Origin of the sequence: Pseudomonas sp. B23(2017) (genome assembly GCF_002113725.1) — a bacterium.
Lineage (GTDB): Bacteria > Pseudomonadota > Gammaproteobacteria > Pseudomonadales > Pseudomonadaceae > Aquipseudomonas > Aquipseudomonas putida_Z.
The window spans coordinates 432,381-452,196 of record NZ_NEJM01000003.1 but is presented as its reverse complement, the minus strand read 5'-3'; the positions used below and the strand labels follow the sequence as shown (position 1 = coordinate 452,196).

The window sequence follows — 19,816 nt, the reverse complement described above, 5'->3', positions numbered from 1 at the left end:
CCCGCGAACACGGGCGAAGCCCGTGCCATCAATCGCGGTGCCTGCTTCGCGGGCTCGCCCGCTCCCACAGGTATAGCGTCCATCCGAGAGATACCACATACCCTGTGGGAGCGGGCCCGCCCGCGAACACGGGCGAAGCCCGTGCCATCAATCGCGGTGCCTGCTTCGCGGGCTCGCCCGCTCCCACAGGTATAGTGTCCATCCGAGAGATACCACATATCCTGTGGGAGCGGGTTCACCCGCGAACACGGGCGAAGCCCGTGCCATCCACTCCGTCAGCGGGTGAGGGTGGTTACCAACCCTGCGGCATACCCCGGCAATGCCGCAAAATCGCGTGCACACACCAGCAACCGGCGATTGGCCCATGGTTCCGTCAGCGCCACCCAGTGCAACGGCAACACCCCTTGCCAACGTTTCACCGCAGCCAGCGGCACCACCCCCACCCCGGCCCCGCCCGCAACCATGCGGATCACGCCATCGAACCCCTCGGCACGCACTCGAACCCGCATGCGCCGCCCCTCGCGCAGTGCCTGCTCTTCCAGGTACAACGCCAGTGCACTGCCAGCCCCCAGGCCGACATAGCCATGGGCCAGGCTATCGATGAAGCTCGGCGCGACCTCCTTGGCCAGCGGGTGGCGCTGCGGCGTTACCAGCACCAACGGGTCTTCGCGAAACGGCCGGGTCTGCAGGTGCGCGCTGGGTGCGGCGGTCGAAACGATGCCCAGGTCTGCCATGCCTTGGGTAATCGATTGCACGATGCGCAGGCTCGGCAACTCCTGCACATCCACGCTGACTCCAGGGTTTTCAGCCAGGTAGCCGGCCAGCAGTTCCGGCAGGTACTCCGTGAGCGCAGCCGTGTTGCACAGCAGGCGCACCTGGCCCTGCTGCCCTTGTGCGTACTGGCCCAGGTCGAACTGCAGGCGCTCGACCTGCTGCGTTATCAGCCGGGCATGCTGCAGCAGTGCCTGGCCTGCCGGAGTTGCTTGTACACCACGGCGGTTGCGTTCCAGCAAAGGGATGCCCAGCGATGCCTCCATGGCGCGGATGCGCGCACTGGCTGCTGCCAGCGACAGATGGCTGCGGCTGGCACCGGCGGTGATGTTGCCGCACTCCAGGGTGTGCTGGAACAGCCTGAGGTCGATCAGGTCGAAATGCATGTGGCTCTGTCCTGGCAAGAGTCTGGCTGAGTATATGGCAGATTTTCACCCCGGCCGGCGCACGCCATCATCGGCCCATGAATACCTTGCTCGCTTTCTACCAGAACATTGGCCCAGCGCTGTCGCTGCTGGTGGTACTGACCTTCCTGCTGGCCGGTGCGGTGAAGGGCGTGATCGGCCTCGGCCTGCCGACCATCGCCATGGGCCTGTTGGGCCTGGCTATGTCACCGGCGCAGGCTGCGGCATTGCTGATCGTGCCGTCGACCCTCACCAACCTGTGGCAGCTGGCCAGCGGTGGGCACCTGCGGGGGTTGCTGGTGCGCCTGTGGCCGATGCTGGCGATGATCTTCGTCGGTACCTTGCTGGGCAGTGCCTGGCTGGGGATCAACAGCGGCCCTTGGGCCGCACATGCACTGGGCGCGGCCTTGATGGTGTATGCGCTGTACGGGCTGGTCGGCCCGGGCCTGCGCCTGGCACCGGGGCGGGAGCCTTGGCTGGCGCCGCTTTGCGGGCTGGTCACGGGCGTGGTCACGGCGGCGACCGGGGTATTCGTGATACCGGCTGTGCCATACCTGCAGAGCCTGGGTTTAAGCCGGGATCAGATGGTCCAGGCCCTGGGCCTGTCGTTCACGGTTTCGACCCTGGCCTTGGCCGTTGGCCTGGCCGGGCAGGATGCCCTGGGTGGCCAGGCACTGGGTGCTTCGCTGCTGATGCTGGCGCCGGCCTTGCTCGGCATGCTGGCCGGCCAGTGGCTGCGTCAGCGCATCAGCGCGCTGCTGTTCAAACGCTGCTTCTTCATCGGCCTGGCCGCACTCGGCGGCCATTTGCTGATCAGCGGTTAGCGCTTGATGCGCTGAGCATGTCGATCATCTGGATGTCGAAGTCGCGTTCCAGGTAGTCCATGCGCTTTTCGAAGAACGCGGTCATGTGCGGCAGGGCCGAATGCACATCCAGCGCGGCCTTGTCGGCCCAGACCTCGAAGAACACGAACAGGCTCGGGTCCTGCTTGTCGCGCAGCATGTGGTACTCGATGCAGCCCGGCTCCTGGCGGCTTGGCTCGACGTAGGCGCGGAACAGGGTTTCGAACGCTTCAGCCATTTCCGGGCGGGTCTTGGCTTTGAGGATGAAGGCGTACTGCTCACTCATGGGTCGCTACTCGTTGATGGGAGGTGATGCGATTCTAAGGCAATAATGTATTGTTGATTCGTGACTTCAGGTCAATTGTATTTTGCCCATGCATTACTGTATCCCGCGCCCGCGAGCCCCTAACCTGCCGGCCTGAATTTTCCGCGAGGCCCGCATGAAGAAGATCCTTTTGCTCAACGGTGGTAAACAGTTCGCTCACTCCGGCGGTCGCCTCAACGCGACCTTGCACGAAGCGGCCATCGCTCACCTGGACCGGGCCGGTTTCGATGTGCGCCAGACCTTCATCGACGGCGGCTACGACGCCCGGGAAGAGGTGGAGAAGTTCCTCTGGGCCGATGTGGTGATTTACCAGATGCCTGGCTGGTGGATGGGCGCGCCATGGACCGTGAAGAAGTACATCGACGAGGTGTTCACCGCAGGCCACGGCAGCCTGTATGCCAACGACGGCCGTACCCGTGCGGACTACTCGCAGAAGTACGGCAGCGGTGGCCTGGTGCACGGCAAGCAGTACATGCTTTCGCTGACCTGGAATGCACCACAGCAGGCATTCGACGACCCGAGCGATTTCTTCGAGGGCAAGGGGGTGGACGCGGTGTACTTCCCGTTCCACAAGGCCAACCAGTTCCTCGGCATGACCGGGCTGCCGACTTTCCTGGCAGTGGATGTGATGAAGCGGCCGGATGTGCCGGCTGCTTTGGCGGCCTATGAGGCGCATCTGGACAAGGTATTTGGCAAGGCACAGTAAGGTTTTTCCTGTGCTGGCCTCTTCGCGGGTAAACCCGCTCCCACAGGTGCTGCACGGCTTTCAAGGACTGTGGTGTACCTGTGGGAGCGGGTTCACCCGCGAAGAGGCCCGTACAGGCACCGCTGGACTTGGCCTCGACAAGCGGCTATCTAATCCCTGCAGAGACCAACCACAGGCGCAGATGTGAAAACCCGATCCGAAGAACTCCAGGTATTCGTCGCCGTCATCGACTGCGGCTCGATTTCCGCTGCTGCCGAGCAGATGGGCCAGACCCCGTCCGCCGTCAGCCGTACCCTGTCGCGCCTTGAGGGCAAGCTGGGTACCACGCTGGTCAACCGCACCACTCGGCGCATGGACCTGACCGAGGAGGGCCGCTTCTTCCTCGAACGCGCGCGGCTGATCCTGGAGCAGATGGACGAGATGGAAGAGCGCCTGTCGATGAACCGCCAGACCCCCACCGGGCGCCTGCGCATCAACGCCGCCGCGCCGTTCATGCTGCACGCCATCCTGCCGTGGATCGGCGAGTTCCGCCGCCAATACCCTGGCATCGAACTGGAACTCAATACCGACGACCTGATCATCGACCTGCTGGAGCAGAGCACCGATGTGGCGATCCGCATCGGTGAACTCGCCGACTCCAGCCTGCACGCACGCAGCCTGGGTTGCAGCCCGGTACAGGTGCTGGCCAGCCCGGCCTACCTCGAGCAGCACGGCACGCCGCAGCGGGTCGAGGACCTGGCCAACCACTGCCTGCTTGGCTTCAGCCAGCCCGAATCGCTCAACCACTGGCCACTGCGCCATGCCCAGGGTGACCGCTGGAGCATCCGCCCGGCGCTGATCGCCTCCAGCGGCGAGACCTTGCGCCAACTGGCGCTGGCCGGCGAGGGCATCGTCAGCCTGTCGCACTTCATGACCCACGAGGACATCCGCACCGGGCGCCTGCAAGTGTTGCTGAGCGAAGCCAACAACGGCTACCGCCAGCCGATCCATGCGGTGTACTACCGCAACACCCAGCTGGCGCTGCGTATCCAGTGCTTCCTCGATTTCATCCAGCGCAAGTTGGCGATGTACGCCAGCTGAGTTGCCTGAACGCGACAGATCCTGTCCACAGGCGGCGAAACTTCCTGCGGTTGATTGCACAGTCGAAGCGCTTCGGCCTTACTGACTGCTCAACAAAAACAACACCAAGGAAGTGTCATGCGTATTGCTCCGTTCCAGTACCTGGCTCTCGCAGCCGCGATCCTGAGCTGTTCCTCGGTTCATGCCGCCAACCTTGAGGGCGGCGCGGTGGCCGCGCCCGATCAATATGGTGCACAGGTGGCCGCCGACATCCTCAAGAAAGGCGGCAACGCGGTGGATGCGGCAGTGGCCACGGCTTTCACCCTGGCGGTGACTTATCCCGAGGCCGGCAACATCGGCGGTGGCGGGTTCATGACCCTGTTCGTCGACGGCAAACCCTACTTCCTCGACTACCGCGAAGTCGCGCCCCAGGCCGCCACGCGCAACATGTACCTGGACGAAAAGGGTGAGGTCATCGAGAACCTCAGCCTGGTCGGGGCACGCGCTGCTGGCGTACCGGGCACGGTGATGGGGTTGTGGGAGGCGCACCAGAAGTTCGGCAAGCTGCCCTGGAGCGAGCTGCTGACCCCGGCCATCGGCTATGCGAAAAACGGCTTCAAGGTGGCCGCAAAGCAGTACCAGTACCGCAACGATGCCCAGGGCATGTTCAAGACCGCGACCAATTTCAACGACTACTTCGGCAACATGAAGGTCGGCGAGCTGTTCAAGCAACCGGAAATGGCCCAGACCCTGGAACGCATCGCCGACAAGGGCGTGAGCGAGTTCTACCAGGGCAAGACCGCCGACCTGCTGGTGGCGCAGATGCAGGCCGACAAGGGCCTGATCACCAAGCAGGACCTCAAGGACTACAAGGCCGTTTGGCGTGAGCCGATGGCCGTGAGCTGGCGTGGCAACGTGGTGTATACCGCGCCACCGCCAAGCTCCGGTGGCGTCGCCCTGGCCCAGTTGCTGGGCATCAAGGAAAACCGCGCGGCGGACTTCAAGGGTGTGGCGCACAACTCGGCGCAGTACATACACCTGTTGGCCGAGATCGAGAAGCGCGTGTTCGCCGACCGCGCCGATTACCTTGGCGACCCGGCCTTCACCAAAGTGCCAGTGGATCAGCTGGTGGCCAAGGATTACCTGGCCAAGCGCGCCGCGCAGGTCAACCCGAAGGCCATTTCCGACACCGACAAGGTCAAGCCGGGCCTGGAGCCGCACCAGACCACGCACTTCTCGATCGTCGACAAGCAGGGCAATGCGGTCAGCAACACCTACACCCTCAACCTCGATTACGGCAGTGGTGTGGTGGTGAAAGGCGCCGGCTTCCTGCTCAACGACGAGATGGACGATTTCAGCGCCAAGCCGGGGGCGGCGAACGCCTTTGGTGTAGTTGGCGGCGATGCCAATGCCATCGCCCCGGGCAAGCGCATGCTGTCGTCCATGAGCCCCAGCCTGATGACCCGTGATGGCAAGGTCGAGCTGGTCATCGGTACCCCGGGTGGGTCGCGGATCTTCACCTCGATCTTCCAGGTGATGAACAACCTGTACGACTACGACATGCCGCTGGACAAGGCGGTGGCGGCTCAGCGCGTGCACCATCAGTTGCTGCCCAAGGACACCATCTACTTCGACAGCTATGCGCCGCTGACCGGGCCGGTGGCTGATGAACTGAAGAAAATGGGCTATGTGCTGGAGGACCAGGGCTGGGAGATGGGGGATATCCAGGCGATCCGGGTTGATGGGACGAAGCTGGAGACCGCTTCGGATCCGCGTGGGCGTGGGGTAGGGATGATCGTCAAGTAATACCTGTTCCATCGCTGGGAGGGCTTTGCCCTCCTTTCGCGACACAAGGCCGCTCCTACAGGAGATCGCGGTCCCTTGTAGGAGCGGCCTTGTGTCGCGATGGGCCGCAAAGCGGCCCCAGACTCCAGGATCAGACGCGGAACTGGCTGACCAACGTCTGCAACTGTCCACCCAACCGCGCCAACTCCACGCTGGACGCCGCCGTCTCGTCACTGGCCGCCGCCGTCTGCTCCGACACATCGCGCACATTCAGGATGCTGCGGCTGATCTCCTCCGCCACCGCACTCTGCTGCTCTGCCGCTGCGGCAATCTGCTGGTTCATCGACTGGATGCTCGACACGGTACTGGTGATGCTCTCCAGCGAAGCCCCGGCCTTGCGCGCCAGCTCGACGCTGCTGTCGGTCAGGGTACGGCTGCCTTGCATGGCCGTAGCCACTTGCTGGGTCCCATGCTGCAGGCTGGCGATCAGTTCTTCGATCTCTTCGGTGGATTTCTGTGTGCGTTGGGCCAGGCCGCGCACTTCATCGGCGACCACGGCAAAACCACGGCCGGCCTCGCCGGCACGCGCCGCCTCGATCGCTGCGTTCAGCGCCAGCAGGTTGGTCTGTTCGGCCACCGACTTGATCACGTCCATCACGCTGCCGATCTTCTGGCTTTCCTGCTGCAGCAGGTTCATGGCTTCGGTGGAGCGGTGCATGTCCTCGGCCAGGCGCTCGATCTGGCCAATTGCTTCGCCCACCACGCGGTCGCCGGCACGGGCTTCGTCATCGGCACCGGTGGCGGCATGCGAGGCCTGTTCGGCATTGCGCGCCACTTCCTGAACGGTAGCGGCCATTTCGTGCATGGCGGTGGCCACCTGGTCGGTCTCGACCTTCTGGCTGTTGGCGCCGGCGCTGGTCTGCTCGGTCACCGCCGACAGTTCCTCGGCAGCGCTGGCGATCTGGGTGACGCCATCGCGGATGCCGCTGATCAGCTCGCGCAAAGTGGTGCCCATGCGGGCGATGCCTTGTTGCAGCACGCCCAGTTCGTCGCGGCGGGTGACGCGCAGGTGCTGGGTGAGGTCGCCGCTGGCGATCTTTTCCACTGCCACCATGGTGTCGCGCAGCGGGCGGGTGATCTGCCGGGTGATCAGCACTGCCGCCAGCACGCCGACCAGCAGCGCCAGCAGCGTGGCGATGGCCTGCAGGCTGCGAGCCTGGGTGCTCTCGATGTCGCGGCGCTGCAGCTGGATCTGGTACAGCGCGTCGCTGCGCTTGACGATGTCGGCACCCTGCACGGTCATTTCGGCGCGCGCAGTGGTGATGTTGGCGACCGCATCGCGGAACTGGCGCACGGCGTCACGGTAGGCCAGCACCGAGCCTTCGAACTGTTGCAGGCGCGTGTCTTCGGCCGGCAGCTGGCGCTTGAGGTTGTCGATTTCGGCCAGGGCGGCGTCCAGCTGGCGCAGGGCGGCCTGCTCGTTGGCAGCGCTGTTTTCGGCAATGTAGCCGCGTACGTCGATGCGCACCTGGAGCAGTTGCTGGCGGGCCTTGCTGATCAGCTGGTACTGGGCCAGGCGCACGCTGTCGGCTTCTGGGCGCGCCATGACTTCCTGGCTGAGGGCGTCCATGGCCTGGTCGGCGCGGCTGGCCGAACCGTCCATGGCCGTGCGCGCGGTGCGGGTGGCGTCGTAGCCCTGGCGCATCTTGTTCAGCGACACCTTGTAGGCGCTGATGGTCTCGCCCAGTTCACCCAGCAGCTTGATGTTTTCCGGGCTCTTGAAGGTGCTGGCCAGGTAGGCCTGCTGTTTGCTGAAGGCGTCCAGCTTGGTCTGGGTGTTGGCGGCGGCGGCATCGTCGCCGTTGGCGATCATGTACTGCAGGCGGGCAATGCGCAGGTCGGTCAGGTCCTTGTTGAGCTGGCCGATATCACCCATCCAGTTGCTGCGGTCGATCAGGCTGCCCAGGCTGGTCCAGCCGGTCAGGGCCAGCAGGCCGGTGAGGATCAGTACCAGGCCGAAGCCCAGGCCGAGTTTGAGGTTGACGCTGATGTTGGCGAACCAGCTGTTCATGCACGCTCTCCAGAAGTTGTTTTCGCTCGCTTGATCTTCGATCGCCAGGCGTTGTTGTTCTGGATGCCCGCTGATTCGTGCAGGGGTTATCGGCAGTTGTGGAGGAAGCTGAAACGCTTTTTCAGCAGATTTGTAACTGGCTTGATTGGGGCTGCCTTGCAGCCCCATGAAGCCTCAGAGGTTGCGCGCGCTGAAGGTATCGCAGCGGTTCACTTCGCCCTCGGCAAACCCGGCCTTGAACCAGCGCACCCGCTGCGCCGAGGTGCCGTGGGTGAACGAGTCTGGTACCACGCGCCCGCGGCCTTGCTGCTGCAGGCGGTCATCGCCAATGGCATTGGCCGCGTTCAGTGCCTCTTCGACGTCGCCCGGTTCCAACCAGTTCAGGCGCTTCTGCGCCTGGTAGGCCCATACACCGGCCAGGCAGTCGGCCTGCAGCTCCTGGCGCACCAGCAGGCCATTGTCGCCTTCCATGCGTTGGCCACTGCGGCGCGCGGCATCGACCTTGGCCGACACGCCCAGCAGGGTCTGTACGTGATGGCCGATTTCGTGGGCGATCACGTAGGCCTGGGCAAAGTCGCCGGCTGCGGCGAAGCGGGTTTCCATTTCGCGGAAGAACGACATGTCCAGGTAGACCCGTTGGTCTGCCGGGCAGTAGAACGGCCCCACCGCCGCCGAGGCAAAGCCACAGGCCGAATTAACCTGGCCGCTGAACAGCACCAGCTTGGGGTCGCGGTACTGCTTGCCGCCCTCGGCGAACAGGGCTTTCCAGGTGTCTTCGGTGTCGCCCAGGATCGAGGCGACGAACTCGGCCTGCTGGTCGTTGGCGGGCGGAGCCTTGCCGCCCGCGCTGCTGGGTGCCTGCTGCTGTTGCTGCTCCATCTGGCCGGCGAGCTGGCCAAGAATCTGCAACGGGTCCTGGCCGGTGAGCCAGCCGATGCCGACAATCAGCAGCACCGCACCAAGCCCCAGCCCCTTGCCGCCGCCGAAACGCATGCCGCCGCCACCACCTTCGCCTCGGGCATCGACCACATTGTCGCTGCGTCGGCCTTTTCGCCAATCCATGAATGCTCTCCGGAGCGTGAAACAAGAAGACAAAGATTAGTCCACGACAGCGGCGAGTGTCAGGCCAAGGTGCTTATGCATAACCAAATGGTTATGTTTGATGTGGCTGATTTCAATATTCATTGCACGCTACCTGCCTGAAACTGCATGTGGGAGCGGGCTTGCCCGCGACAGGGTTTCAAATAACCCCCCGCGCATTTCCATAATTCCAAGAGAGGAAACCGGCATGCCCGCCCAGGACAACAGCCGCTTCGTGATCCGTGATCGCAACTGGCACCCGAAAGCCCTTACGCCTGACTACAAGACGTCCATTGCCCGCTCGCCACGCCAGGCACTGGTCAGCATCCCGCAGTCGATCAGCGAAACCACCGGCCCGGACTTTTCCCACCTGGGCTTCGGCGCCCATGACCATGACCTGCTGCTGAACTTCAACAACGGCGGCTTGCCGATCGGCGAGCGCATCATCGTCGCCGGCCGTGTGGTCGACCAGTACGGCAAGCCTGTGCCGAATACCCTGGTAGAAATGTGGCAGGCCAATGCCGGCGGCCGCTACCGTCACAAGAACGACCGCTACCTGGCGCCGCTGGACCCGAACTTCGGTGGCGTCGGCCGTTGCCTGACCGACCGTGATGGCTACTACAGCTTCCGCACCATCAAGCCGGGCCCGTACCCATGGCGCAACGGCCCGAACGACTGGCGCCCGGCGCACATCCACTTCGCCATCAGCGGCCCGTCGATCGCCACCAAGCTGATCACCCAGCTGTACTTCGAGGGTGACCCGCTGATCCCGATGTGCCCGATCGTCAAGTCGATCGCCAACCCGCAAGCCGTGCAGCAGTTGATCGCCAAGCTCGACATGAGCAACGCCAACCCGATGGACTGCCTGGCCTACCGCTTCGACATCGTGCTGCGCGGCCAGCGCAAGACCCACTTCGAAAACTGCTGAGGACCCCGCCATGCCAATCGAATTGCTGCCGGAAACCCCTTCGCAGACCGCCGGCCCCTACGTGCACATCGGCCTGGCCCTGGAAGCGGCCGGCAACCCGACCCGCGACCAGGAAATCTGGAACCGCCTGGCCAAGCCGGACGCGCCGGGCGAGCACATCCTGCTGATCGGCCAGGTGTATGACGGTAACGGCCACCTGGTGCGCGACTCGTTCCTGGAAGTGTGGCAAGCCGATGCCAACGGCGAGTACCAGGATGCCTACAACCTGGAAAACGCCTTCAACAGCTTCGGCCGCACCGCCACCACCTTCGATGCCGGTGAGTGGACCCTGTACACGGTCAAGCCGGGTGTGGTGAACAACGCTGCGGGCGTGCCGATGGCGCCGCACATCAACATCAGCCTGTTTGCCCGGGGGATCAACATCCACCTGCACACGCGGCTGTATTTCGATGACGAGGCCGAGGCCAATGCCAAGTGCCCGGTGCTCAACCTGATCGAGCAGCCGCAGCGGCGTGAAACCTTGATTGCCAAGCGTTGTGAAGTGGACGGGAAGACGGCGTATCGCTTCGATATCCGTATTCAGGGGGAAGGGGAGACAGTCTTCTTCGACTTCTGAGTGAAGCCTGGGGCCGCTTTGCGGCCCATCGCCGGCAAGCCAGCTCCCACACCGACCGCGCTGCCCTCAAGGCCGGTGCAGTACCTGTGGGAGCTGGCTTGCCGGCGATGGGCTGCAAAGCAGCCCCGGCGATCTGAAGGTCAGCGCCGAACCAGCAAAACCCCACTCTCCATATGGTGGGTATAGGGGAACTGGTCAAACAACGCACACCGTTCGATGCGGTGAGTGTCCTGCAACTGGGCAATGTTCGCCGCCAGCGTCTCCGGGTTGCACGAGATGTACAAGATCCGCTCGAAACGCCGGGTCAGCTCGCAGGTATCCGGGTCCATCCCCGCCCGCGGCGGGTCGACGAACACCGTACCGAACTCGTAGCTCTTCAGGTCGATGCCTTCCAGCCGACGGAACGGCCGCACCTCATTCAGCGCCTGGGTCAGCTCCTCTGCCGACAGGCGCACCAGCCGCACGTTATCCACAGCGTTCTCGTCGAGGTTGCTCAGCGCGGCATTGACCGAGGTCTTGCTGATTTCCGTGGCCAGCACCTGGCGCACGCGGGTGGCCAGCGGCAGGGTGAAGTTGCCGTTGCCGCAGTACAGCTCCAGCAGGTCGTCATCGCGCTCGCCGATGGCCTCGAAGGCCCAGCTCAGCATCTTCTGGTTCACCGCGCCGTTGGGCTGGGTGAACGCGCCTTCCGGCTGGCGGTAGCTGAACACACGGCCAGCGACGTCGAGTTTTTCCACCGCGTAGTCACGGCCGATGACCAGGCGCTTGCCCTTGGAGCGGCCGATGATGCTCACGCCCAGCTCTTCGGCCAGCTGCCGTGCGGCCGTTTCCCAGGCCTCGTCCAGCGGGCGGTGGTAGCACAGGGTGACCATGGCATCGCCAGCCAGGGTGGTGAGGAACTCCACCTGGAACAGGCGGTTGCCCAGTTCCTCGCTGGCCTGCCAGGCCGCCTTCAGGCGCGGCATCAGTGCATTGATGCGCTGGCTGGCGATGGGGAAGTCGTCGATCAGGATCGCCTTGTGCTTCTCGCCCGGGGCGAACATGGCGTAGTGGCGCTGGCCGTCCTCGCGCCACAGGCGGAATTCGGCGCGCAGGCGGTAATGCTCGCGCGGCGAGTCGAAAACGGCCGGCTCCGGCGCGCCGAACGGTGCCAGCAGCTCGCGCAGCCGGGCCACCTTGGCGTCCAGCTGGGTGGTGTAGGAGGAGGGGTCGAAAGCAGCACTCATGCGTTGAACCAGCCCAGCTTGATGACGAACAGGATGGAAAGGATCACCAGGGCCGGGTTCAGGTCGCGGTGGCGGCCGGAGATCAGCTTGACGGCGGTCCAGGAAATGAAGCCGAAGGCGATGCCGTTGGCGATCGAGTAGGTCAGCGGCATGGCCAGGGCGGTCACTACCACCGGTGCGGCTTCGGTGACGTCGTCCCAGTTTATTTCTGCCAGGCCCGAGGCCATCAGCACCGCGACGAACAGCAGCGCCGGGGCGGTGGCGAAGGCCGGCACGCTACCGGCCAGCGGGGCGAAGAACAGCGCCAGCAGGAACAGCACGGCGACCACGATGGCGGTCAGGCCGGTGCGGCCACCGGCGCTCACGCCGGCGGCGGATTCGATGTAGCTGGTGGTGGTCGAGGTGCCCAGCAGGGAGCCGGCCATGGCTGCGGTACTGTCGGCGATCAGGGCACGGCCCATCTTCGGCATGTGGCCGTCCTTGCCCATCAGCCCGGCGCGCTTGGCCACGCCGATCAGGGTGCCGGAGTTGTCGAACAGGTCGACGAACAGGAAGGCGAAGATCACGCTGACCAGGCCCACGTCCAGCGCGCCGGCGATGTCCAGCTGCAGGAAGGTCGGGGCCAGCGATGGCGGCATCGAGACCACGCCGCCGAAGGGCGTCACGCCCATCAGGATCGAGGCGATGGTTACGGCGAGAATGCCGATCAGCACGGCGCCGCGCACTTTCAGCGACTCGAGGCCGACGATCAGGAAGAAGCCCAGGGTGGCAAGGATCGGTGCTGGCTGCTTGAGGTCGCCCAGGCCCACCAGGGTGGCCGGGTTATCGACGACGATGCCTGCGTTATGCAGGGCGATCAGTGCCAGGAACAGGCCGATACCCGCGGCAATGGCCGAACGCAGCGGCAGCGGGATGCTGTTCACGATCCATTCGCGGATGCGGAAGATCGACAGCAGGAAGAACATCACCGCCGACAGGAACACCGCACCCAGTGCCACCTGCCAGGTGTGGCCCATGTGCAGGACCACGGTGTAGGTGAAGAACGCGTTCAGGCCCATGCCCGGCGCCAGGGCGATCGGGTAGTTGGCGATCAGGCCCATGGTCACCGAGCCGATGGCCGCGGCCAGGCAGGTGGCGACGAAGATCGCGCCCTTGTCCATGCCGGTCTCGCCGAGGATGCTCGGGTTGACGAACAGGATGTAGGCCATGGCCAGGAAGGTGGTGACGCCCGCGAGAATCTCGGTGCGCACATTGGTGTTGTGTGCTTTTAGTTGAAACAGCCTTTCCAGCATGCCCGCTCCCCGAGGCGCCCCCGGCGCCATGAATGTATCGACCCCATCAGCAAAGCACAGACCGTACCGGTTGCCGTGGTTTTGTGTGGGGCGGAAAAAAGCCGCGCATCATACCAGCATGCTTGGCGGGGGCCTATGGCCGTTGGGGAATGGGTTCTGCATGGCCTGTTCTGGCCCCTTCGCGGGCTTGCCCGCTCCCACAGGGACACCACAGGGCCTGAGGGCGGCGCGGTCCTTGTGGGAGCGGGCAAGCCCGCGAAAGGGCCGGCACAGGCGAGCGATCAACCGTTATGCAATCGATCTCGCTTGGCCAGTGTCGGGAACAGTTTTATCCACACCCCGGTCACCACCAACGTACCCACCCCACCCAGCACCACCGCCGGCACTGTGCCAAACCAGTGCGCGGTCACCCCCGATTCGAACTCGCCGAGCTGGTTCGAGGCACCAATGAACAAGCCGTTCACCGCACTCACCCGTCCGCGCATTTCATCCGGCGTCTCCAACTGCACGAAGGCACCGCGGATAACCATGCTGATCATGTCTGCCGCACCCAGCACCACCAGCACTGCCAGCGAGAACCAGAACGAGGTCGACAGGCCGAAGGCGATGGTCGCCACGCCGAACACGCCCACTGCCGTGAACATGGTCCGCCCCACGTTGCGCTCGAACGGGAAACGCGCCAGCCACAGCGACATCAGCAATGCCCCCACCGCTGGCGCCGAGCGCAGCAGGCCGAGGCCCAGCGGGCCGGTCAGCAGGATGTCCTTGGCGAACACCGGCAACAGCGCGGTGGCCCCGCCCAGCAGTACCGCGAACAGGTCCAGCGAGATGGCGCCGAGGATGTCCGGCCGGCTGCGAATGAAGCGGATGCCGGCCAGCAGCGATTCGATGCTGGCGCGCCCGCGCTGGGCCACCTGGCCGCGTGCCTGCAGGCTCAGGGTCAGCACGCAGGCGATGGCGTACAGGGCCACGGTGGGGCCGTATACCCAGATGCTGCCGAAGGCATACAGGAAGCCGCCCACCGCCGGCGCCACAATGGTTGCCGACTGGGTGGCCGAGGCCGAAGCCGCCACCGCGCGTGGGAACAGCCCGGCCGGTACCACATTGGGCAGCAGCGCCTGGGTCGCCGGCATTTCGAACGAACGCGTGGCACCGAGCAGGAAGGCGAGGGCGAAGATCAGCTCGCGGGTGACGTTGTCGGTGGCACTGCCCAGCGCCAGTGCCAGGGCTATCAGCCCCTGCAGGCTCTGGCACAGCGCAGCGACCTTGCGCCGGTCATAGCGGTCGGCGACATGCCCGGTGTGCAGCATGAACAGCACCCTTGGGGCGAACTCGACCAGGCCGACCAGGCCCAGGTCCAGCACATTGCCGGTCAATTGGTAGAGGTGCCAGCCAATGGCCACGGTGAGCATCTGGAAGCCGCTGGCGGTGAACACGCGGGCCAGCCAGAAGGCCAGGAAAGGGCGGTGGTGACGCAACAACTGCGGTGCGGAATCGGACATCGGAAACCAGGGGCCTCGGCGCAGTAGAGGGGTGCGCAGCGTATCATCTGTTTGTAACAAACGGTTACTGTTTGCCGGGGTCGGCACTTTTTCACGCGTCATGAAAGGGGGTGGGGCAACCGGTCACGCGGCAATCAACCACACGGCCCGGCGGGCCATTCAGGACTATGCTTCCTAGCAATCGTTGATCTGGGTCAATCGTTCCAGATGTAACGATCGGGCCCTTGGGCCGAAATCCCTGCGATCGAACAGAACAATTCCAACGCGCCGCACTCGACTACCGTGGGGGCAGTGGGCGACGGGGCCAGCGGCCCGGACGCCGGATTATCTGAAGAGGAAGCACCATGTTCGGAATAGAGGCCTTAGAGCTCGCCCGAATGCAGTTCGCCTTTACCGTGTCGTTCCATATCCTGTTCCCGGCCATCACCATTGGCCTGGCGAGCTACCTGGCAGTCCTCGAAGGCCTCTGGCTGCGGACCAACAACCAGGTCTACCGTGACCTTTATCACTTCTGGTCGAAAATCTTCGCCGTCAACTTCGGCATGGGGGTGGTTTCCGGCCTGGTCATGGCCTACCAGTTCGGTACCAACTGGAGCCGCTTCTCCGACTTCGCCGGCGCCATTACCGGCCCGCTGCTCACCTACGAGGTGCTGACCGCGTTCTTCCTCGAGGCTGGCTTCCTGGGGGTCATGCTGTTTGGCTGGAACCGCGTCGGCCGTGGCCTGCACTTCTTTTCCACGGTGATGGTGGCGCTCGGCACCCTGGTCTCGACCTTCTGGATCCTTGCCTCCAACAGTTGGATGCAGACCCCGCAAGGCCACGAGATCATCGATGGCCGGGTGGTGCCGGTGGACTGGCTGGCGGTGGTATTCAACCCCTCGTTCCCCTACCGCCTGATGCACATGGCCACTGCCGCGTTCGTTGCCACCGCGTTCTTCGTCGGTGCATCGGCGGCCTGGCACCTGCTGCGCGGGCGTGACAACCCGGCGGTGCGCAAGATGCTGTCGATGGCCATGTGGATGGCGCTGATCGTCGCCCCGATCCAGGCGGTGATCGGTGACTTCCATGGCCTCAACACGCTCAAGCACCAGCCGGTGAAAATCGCCGCGATCGAAGGCCACTGGGAGAACGTGCCCGGCGAGCCGACCCCGCTGATCTTGTTCGGCATTCCCGACATGCAGGCCGAAACTACCCGCTTCAAGCTCGAGATCCCGGCGCTCGGCAGCCTGATCCTGACCCACAGCCTGGACAAGCAGGTGCCGGCGATGAAGGAGTTCCCGCCCGAAGACCGGCCCAACTCGACCATCGTCTTCTGGTCGTTCCGGATCATGGTCGGGCTGGGGTTCCTGATGATCTTCGTCGGCCTGTGGAGCCTCTGGCTGCGCAAGCGCGGCACGCTCTACACCTCGCGGCCGTTCCTGTACCTGGCCCTGTGGATGGGCCCTTCCGGGCTGATCGCGCTGCTGGCCGGCTGGTTCACCACCGAAATCGGCCGCCAGCCCTGGGTGGTGTATGGCCTGATGCGCACGGCAGACGGTGTGTCCAACCACAGTTACGCCCAGCTCGGCTTCACCCTGGTGGCCTTCGTGGTGGTGTACTTCGCCCTGTTCGGCACCGGCCTTGGCTACATGATGCGCCTGGTGCGCAAAGGGCCGCAGACCGGTGAGGGTGACGAGCACAAACCTGGTGGCCCTGGCACCAAACGCACGCCGGCGCGGCCGCTGTCCGCCGCCGATGATGGCCGAGAGGCCAACTCCGCCAGCCTGAGCAAGGGGAACTGAGCCATGGGTATCGACCTTCCGCTGATCTGGGCCGTGATCATCATCTTCGGCGTCATGATGTACGTGGTGATGGATGGTTTCGACCTGGGGATCGGCATGCTCTTCCCGTTCGTCAAGGGCGAGCATGACCGAGATGTGATGATGAACACCGTCGCCCCCGTGTGGGACGGTAACGAGACCTGGCTGGTGCTGGGCGGTGCCGGGCTGTTCGGGGCGTTCCCGATGGCTTACTCGGTAGTGCTGGAGGCCCTGTACCTGCCATTGATCCTGATGCTGATCGGCCTGATCTTCCGCGGCGTGGCCTTCGAGTTCCGCTTCAAGGCCAAGGCCGACAAGCGCCACATCTGGGACAAGGCGTTCATCTGGGGTTCGTTGATCGCCACTTTCTTCCAGGGCGTGGCGCTGGGTGCCTTCCTCGAAGGCTTCAAGGTGGTCGACCGGCATTTCGCCGGTGGCACCCTTGACTGGCTGACCCCGTTCAGCCTGTTCTGCGGCCTGGGGCTGATCGTTGCCTACACCCTGCTGGGCTGCACCTGGCTGATCATGAAAACCGAAGGGTCGCTGCAGCAGAAGATGCACGACATCGCCCGGCCGCTGGCGCTGGTGCTGCTGGTAGTGATCGGCATCGTCAGCCTGTGGACACCGATCGCCTACCCGCAGATCGCCGACCGCTGGTTCAGCATGCCTAACCTGGTCTGGTTCATGCCGGTGCCGATCCTGGTGCTGGTAACCTTCTACGGGTTGCTCAAGGCGGTGGCGCGCAATGCGCACTACACGCCGTTCCTGCTGACGTTGGTGCTGATCTTCCTCGGTTACAGCGGCCTGGGCATCAGCCTGTGGCCGAACATCATCCCGCCGTCGATCTCGATCTGGGATGCCGCTGCACCACCGCAGAGCCAGGGCTTCATGCTGGTGGGCACACTGTTCATCCTGCCGTTCATCCTCATGTATACCTTCTGGAGCTACTACGTGTTCCGCGGCAAGGTGACCCATGAAGACGGCTATCACTAGGAGGGCTGCATGATGACCGGCAAGCATGGCTTGGACGAGAAGAAACCCCTGTGGCAGCGGCTGGGCTGGCTGCTGCTGATCTGGGCGATGAGCGTGGCGGCCCTGGGCGTGGCGGCCTACGTGATGCGCCTGTTCATGGGGGCTGCGGGGCTGACCACCCATTGAACCAATGGGGCGCTTTGCGCCCCTTTCGCGACACAAGGCCGCTCCTACAGGGAACGCGATCATTCAGATTGTCGCGTCTCCCTGTAGGAGCGGCCTTGTGTCGCGATGGGCTGCAAAGCAGCCCCCAAAGCCTATTTACGAGCTTTAAGGATGACGAACTTGGGCGTTGCCGCCACCTGCTCCACCCCCCGGAACAACCGCGCCAGCTTGCTGTGATAGCCCAGGTGCCGGTTACCCACGATATACAGCGCCCCACCCACCACCAACGCTTCACGCGCCTGTTGGAACATGCGCCAGGCGAGGAAATCGCCCACCACCTGCTGCTGGTGGAACGGCGGATTGCACAGCACCACATCCAGCGACTGCTTCTCTACCCCCGCCAACCCATCGGCTGCCTCGAACACCGCCGGGCGCTCGCCCAGCGCGGCCTGCCAGTTCTCCCGCGCCGATTGCACAGCCATGTACGACTCGTCGACCAGGGTGTATTGGGCATCCGGGTTGGCCAGGGCGCTGGCGATCGCCAGCACGCCGTTGCCGCAGCCCAGGTCCGCCACCCGCGCGCGGCCCAGTTCGCGGGGCAGGTGCGGCAGGAACGCCCGCGTGCCGATATCCAGCCCCTCTCGGCAGAACACGTTGGCGTGGTTGAGCAGCTCCAGCGCCGGCGCGTCGAGGCGGTAGCGGCTAGGGTAGGGCGAGCGGGCGACCGGCCGTTCGGCCACCGTCGCGGTCAGCAAGCGGGCCTTCTTCTGCGCCAGCGAGGCCTGCACCGGGCCGATGTACTTCTCCATCAGGTCACCGGCCGCCCGTGGCAGGTGCTTGATCATCGCCCCGGCAATCACCTGCGCACCGGGCGCCAGGTGGCCTTGCAGGCGGATCAGCTGTTCTTCGAGCAGGGCCAGGGTCTTGGGCACGCGCACCAGTACCCGGTCGAACGGGCCTTGCCACTGTTCGCTGGCCGGCACGAACGGCACACTGTCAAATGGCAGGCCGTTGCGTGCCAGGTTCTTTTCCAGGGCCAGGTGCGCCAAGTGCGAATCGCCACTGCTGACTACCTGCAGCTTGCCCGCCAGGCTGGCGGCCAGGGCGCCGAAGCTGTCATTGAGCACCAGAACCCGGCAGTTGGCCTCGGGGGCCTGTTCGTGCAGTTGCGCAAGCAGGTACTCGTCGGCGGCATCGAAAGCCTGCAGCGGGTCGTTGGCCTGTTCCGGCTGGCGGATCAGGTCGAGTTCGGCGTAGGGGGTGGTCAACAGGGGCATGGCGTCTGGCTCGGGTACGAAACTGCCCGTTGCGGTTCGCCCCGGGCTTTGCCGGGCGATTCTACAGGGCTTTGCCCAAGGTCGCAGGTTTGAAGGTCAGATCCAGCCACGCATGACGGCGATGGCGATGGCGGCGGCCTTGTTGGCGGCGTTGGTCTTGGTGATGACACTGCGGATATGGAAGTTTACCGTGCTTTGCGACAGTGACAGGATGCAGGCAACGTCGGCGGCGGTCTTGCCGGCGGCCGACCATTTCAGCACTTCCAGCTCCCGCTCGCTCATTTTCGGCTGCGGCGGGCATAGTGCAGTGAGGTGATGTGCGCTGATCACTTCATGCAGTTTGTGACTCAGCCACTGCACACTGCCGGCCTTTCTGTAGAGTTCGACAATACTGATGGGCTTGGTGGACCTGGCCACGCTTATCTGGCTTTCGTTGTGCTGCTGGTCGTGCAATGACTGCGTCCAGCCATGGCGCAAACCGCTCTGGCAGGCAGCTTTACGAAATTGCGGAGCCTCGCGATACAGATCATCGGTCCACAGCACCGGCATGGTCGAGACATGGCTCGCATTGGCGGCTGAATCCTGCTTGTAGAGGTCATCGCGCTGGTAGCGCTCGATCCATTCACGGGGGTAATTGCTGTACATGAACAGGTGGGGTGTTTGCGTAGCGATCTGGATGCGAATGTTCAACCCCAGATACTCCATGCCCAGATCTTGCGCCATATCCACGGCCATGCCGAACAACTTCTGTGGGCAGCGTTCGTCGGCGAACGCACGAAGATACTCGGGTTTCCAGTGGCGCATCTGAAATACTCCTTGTGCCTCAGGTCCAGTCCGTTTGGATGCCCGGATGATTGTAGGAAAAGACCTACCAATGTGCTGAGATTTTTTTGTTATAGCGGTCAGGATCCGATGCGACTTCGGCAGGATCGCCGCAGATGAGGCCCTACAAAGCAGTGGTTTTTATCCGCGCCACTTTGCGCGACACTGTGCGCA

The 19,816-nt window shown here is 64.2% G+C and carries 18 protein-coding genes; 9 read left to right on the top strand and 9 right to left on the bottom strand.

All coding sequences use genetic code 11. The features are described from left to right. Positions 1–275: 275 nt before the first annotated feature. Entirely contained in the window at positions 276–1,157 is an 882-nt protein-coding gene (locus tag CAG46_RS07825; protein WP_085614358.1) for a LysR substrate-binding domain-containing protein, read from the bottom strand. 77 nt (positions 1,158–1,234) lie between these two features. Here CAG46_RS07825 and CAG46_RS07820 point away from each other — a divergent pair, with 77 nt between their 5' ends. Beyond that, a complete protein-coding gene (locus CAG46_RS07820; RefSeq protein WP_085614357.1) occupies positions 1,235–1,999 on the top strand; it encodes a sulfite exporter TauE/SafE family protein in 765 nt (254 codons plus the stop codon). Here CAG46_RS07820 and CAG46_RS07815 read toward each other — a convergent pair. After that, positions 1,989–2,303, bottom strand: coding sequence for a putative quinol monooxygenase (locus CAG46_RS07815; protein WP_003258316.1), 315 nt, complete (start codon positions 2,301–2,303; stop codon positions 1,989–1,991). The two genes, CAG46_RS07820 and CAG46_RS07815, sit on opposite strands and share 11 nt — an antisense overlap. 154 nt (positions 2,304–2,457) lie before the next feature. Here CAG46_RS07815 and CAG46_RS07810 point away from each other — a divergent pair, with 154 nt between their 5' ends. The 3 genes from CAG46_RS07810 to ggt all read left to right on the top strand — a co-directional run bounded on the left by CAG46_RS07810 (position 2,458) and on the right by ggt (position 5,913). Then, the gene (locus CAG46_RS07810) at positions 2,458–3,048 is read left to right on the top strand and encodes an NAD(P)H-dependent oxidoreductase (protein ID WP_025340652.1); all 591 of its coding nucleotides are present in this window, start codon (positions 2,458–2,460) and stop codon (positions 3,046–3,048) included. 183 nt (positions 3,049–3,231) lie between these two features. After that, a complete protein-coding gene (locus tag CAG46_RS07805) occupies positions 3,232–4,128 on the top strand; it encodes a LysR family transcriptional regulator (RefSeq protein WP_025340651.1) in 897 nt (298 codons plus the stop codon). A gap of 117 nt (positions 4,129–4,245) precedes the next feature. Continuing rightward, positions 4,246–5,913, top strand: a complete 1,668-nt coding sequence (ggt, locus tag CAG46_RS07800) for a gamma-glutamyltransferase (RefSeq protein ID WP_025340650.1) — start codon at positions 4,246–4,248, stop codon at positions 5,911–5,913. A 130-nt stretch (positions 5,914–6,043) separates the two neighbouring features. Here ggt and CAG46_RS07795 read toward each other — a convergent pair whose 3' ends face one another. Both CAG46_RS07795 and CAG46_RS07790 read right to left on the bottom strand, forming a co-directional pair. Further along, positions 6,044–7,963 (bottom strand): methyl-accepting chemotaxis protein, encoded by a 1,920-nt coding sequence (locus tag CAG46_RS07795; RefSeq protein WP_085614356.1) that lies wholly within the window; start codon positions 7,961–7,963, stop codon positions 6,044–6,046. Positions 7,964–8,137: 174 nt separating this feature from the next. Beyond that, positions 8,138–9,025 (bottom strand): neutral zinc metallopeptidase, encoded by an 888-nt coding sequence (locus tag CAG46_RS07790; protein ID WP_025340648.1) that lies wholly within the window; start codon positions 9,023–9,025, stop codon positions 8,138–8,140. A gap of 226 nt (positions 9,026–9,251) precedes the next feature. Here CAG46_RS07790 and pcaH point away from each other — a divergent pair, with 226 nt between their 5' ends. Together pcaH and pcaG are read left to right on the top strand one after the other, a co-directional pair. Beyond that, positions 9,252–9,971: a protocatechuate 3,4-dioxygenase subunit beta gene (gene pcaH / locus CAG46_RS07785; RefSeq protein ID WP_003251597.1), complete on the top strand. Its 720-nt coding sequence runs from the start codon at positions 9,252–9,254 to the stop codon at positions 9,969–9,971. A 10-nt stretch (positions 9,972–9,981) separates the two neighbouring features. Continuing rightward, positions 9,982–10,587, top strand: coding sequence for a protocatechuate 3,4-dioxygenase subunit alpha (pcaG, locus tag CAG46_RS07780; protein ID WP_085614355.1), 606 nt, complete (start codon positions 9,982–9,984; stop codon positions 10,585–10,587). A 140-nt stretch (positions 10,588–10,727) separates the two neighbouring features. Here the strand turns inward: pcaG and trmA are convergent, their stop codons facing one another. The 3 genes from trmA to CAG46_RS07765 form a co-directional block, all read right to left on the bottom strand. Continuing rightward, a complete protein-coding gene (gene trmA, locus CAG46_RS07775; RefSeq protein WP_085593003.1) occupies positions 10,728–11,813 on the bottom strand; it encodes a tRNA (uridine(54)-C5)-methyltransferase TrmA in 1,086 nt (361 codons plus the stop codon). Continuing rightward, positions 11,810–13,105, bottom strand: a complete 1,296-nt coding sequence (locus CAG46_RS07770) for an NCS2 family permease (protein WP_015271803.1) — start codon at positions 13,103–13,105, stop codon at positions 11,810–11,812. Before CAG46_RS07770 ends, trmA begins: the two co-directional genes overlap by 4 nt. A 281-nt stretch (positions 13,106–13,386) precedes the next feature. Continuing rightward, complete coding sequence (locus CAG46_RS07765; protein WP_025340646.1) at positions 13,387–14,607, bottom strand: MFS transporter; 1,221 nt, start codon at positions 14,605–14,607, stop codon at positions 13,387–13,389. 344 nt (positions 14,608–14,951) lie between these two features. Here CAG46_RS07765 and CAG46_RS07760 point away from each other — a divergent pair, with 344 nt between their 5' ends. Genes CAG46_RS07760 through CAG46_RS07750 form a run of 3 tightly spaced genes read left to right on the top strand, consistent with a single transcriptional unit; the run spans position 14,952 to position 17,564 of the window. Continuing rightward, positions 14,952–16,388 carry a cytochrome ubiquinol oxidase subunit I gene (locus CAG46_RS07760; protein ID WP_025340645.1) on the top strand — a complete coding sequence of 479 codons (1,437 nt, stop codon included), beginning with the start codon at positions 14,952–14,954 and terminating at the stop codon, positions 16,386–16,388. A 3-nt stretch (positions 16,389–16,391) separates the two neighbouring features. Further along, the gene (cydB, locus tag CAG46_RS07755) at positions 16,392–17,399 is read left to right on the top strand and encodes a cytochrome d ubiquinol oxidase subunit II (protein WP_085614354.1); all 1,008 of its coding nucleotides are present in this window, start codon (positions 16,392–16,394) and stop codon (positions 17,397–17,399) included. 9 nt (positions 17,400–17,408) lie between these two features. Next, positions 17,409–17,564 carry a DUF2474 domain-containing protein gene (locus tag CAG46_RS07750; protein WP_008094148.1) on the top strand — a complete coding sequence of 52 codons (156 nt, stop codon included), beginning with the start codon at positions 17,409–17,411 and terminating at the stop codon, positions 17,562–17,564. A gap of 131 nt (positions 17,565–17,695) precedes the next feature. On the opposite strand, the gene CAG46_RS07745 is transcribed toward CAG46_RS07750, so the two are convergent. Together CAG46_RS07745 and CAG46_RS07740 are read right to left on the bottom strand one after the other, a co-directional pair. After that, positions 17,696–18,820, bottom strand: a complete 1,125-nt coding sequence (locus CAG46_RS07745; protein WP_085614353.1) for a methyltransferase — start codon at positions 18,818–18,820, stop codon at positions 17,696–17,698. 96 nt (positions 18,821–18,916) lie between these two features. Continuing rightward, entirely contained in the window at positions 18,917–19,624 is a 708-nt protein-coding gene (locus CAG46_RS07740; RefSeq protein WP_085614352.1) for an autoinducer binding domain-containing protein, read from the bottom strand. Between the last annotated feature and the right edge of the window lie 192 nt (positions 19,625–19,816).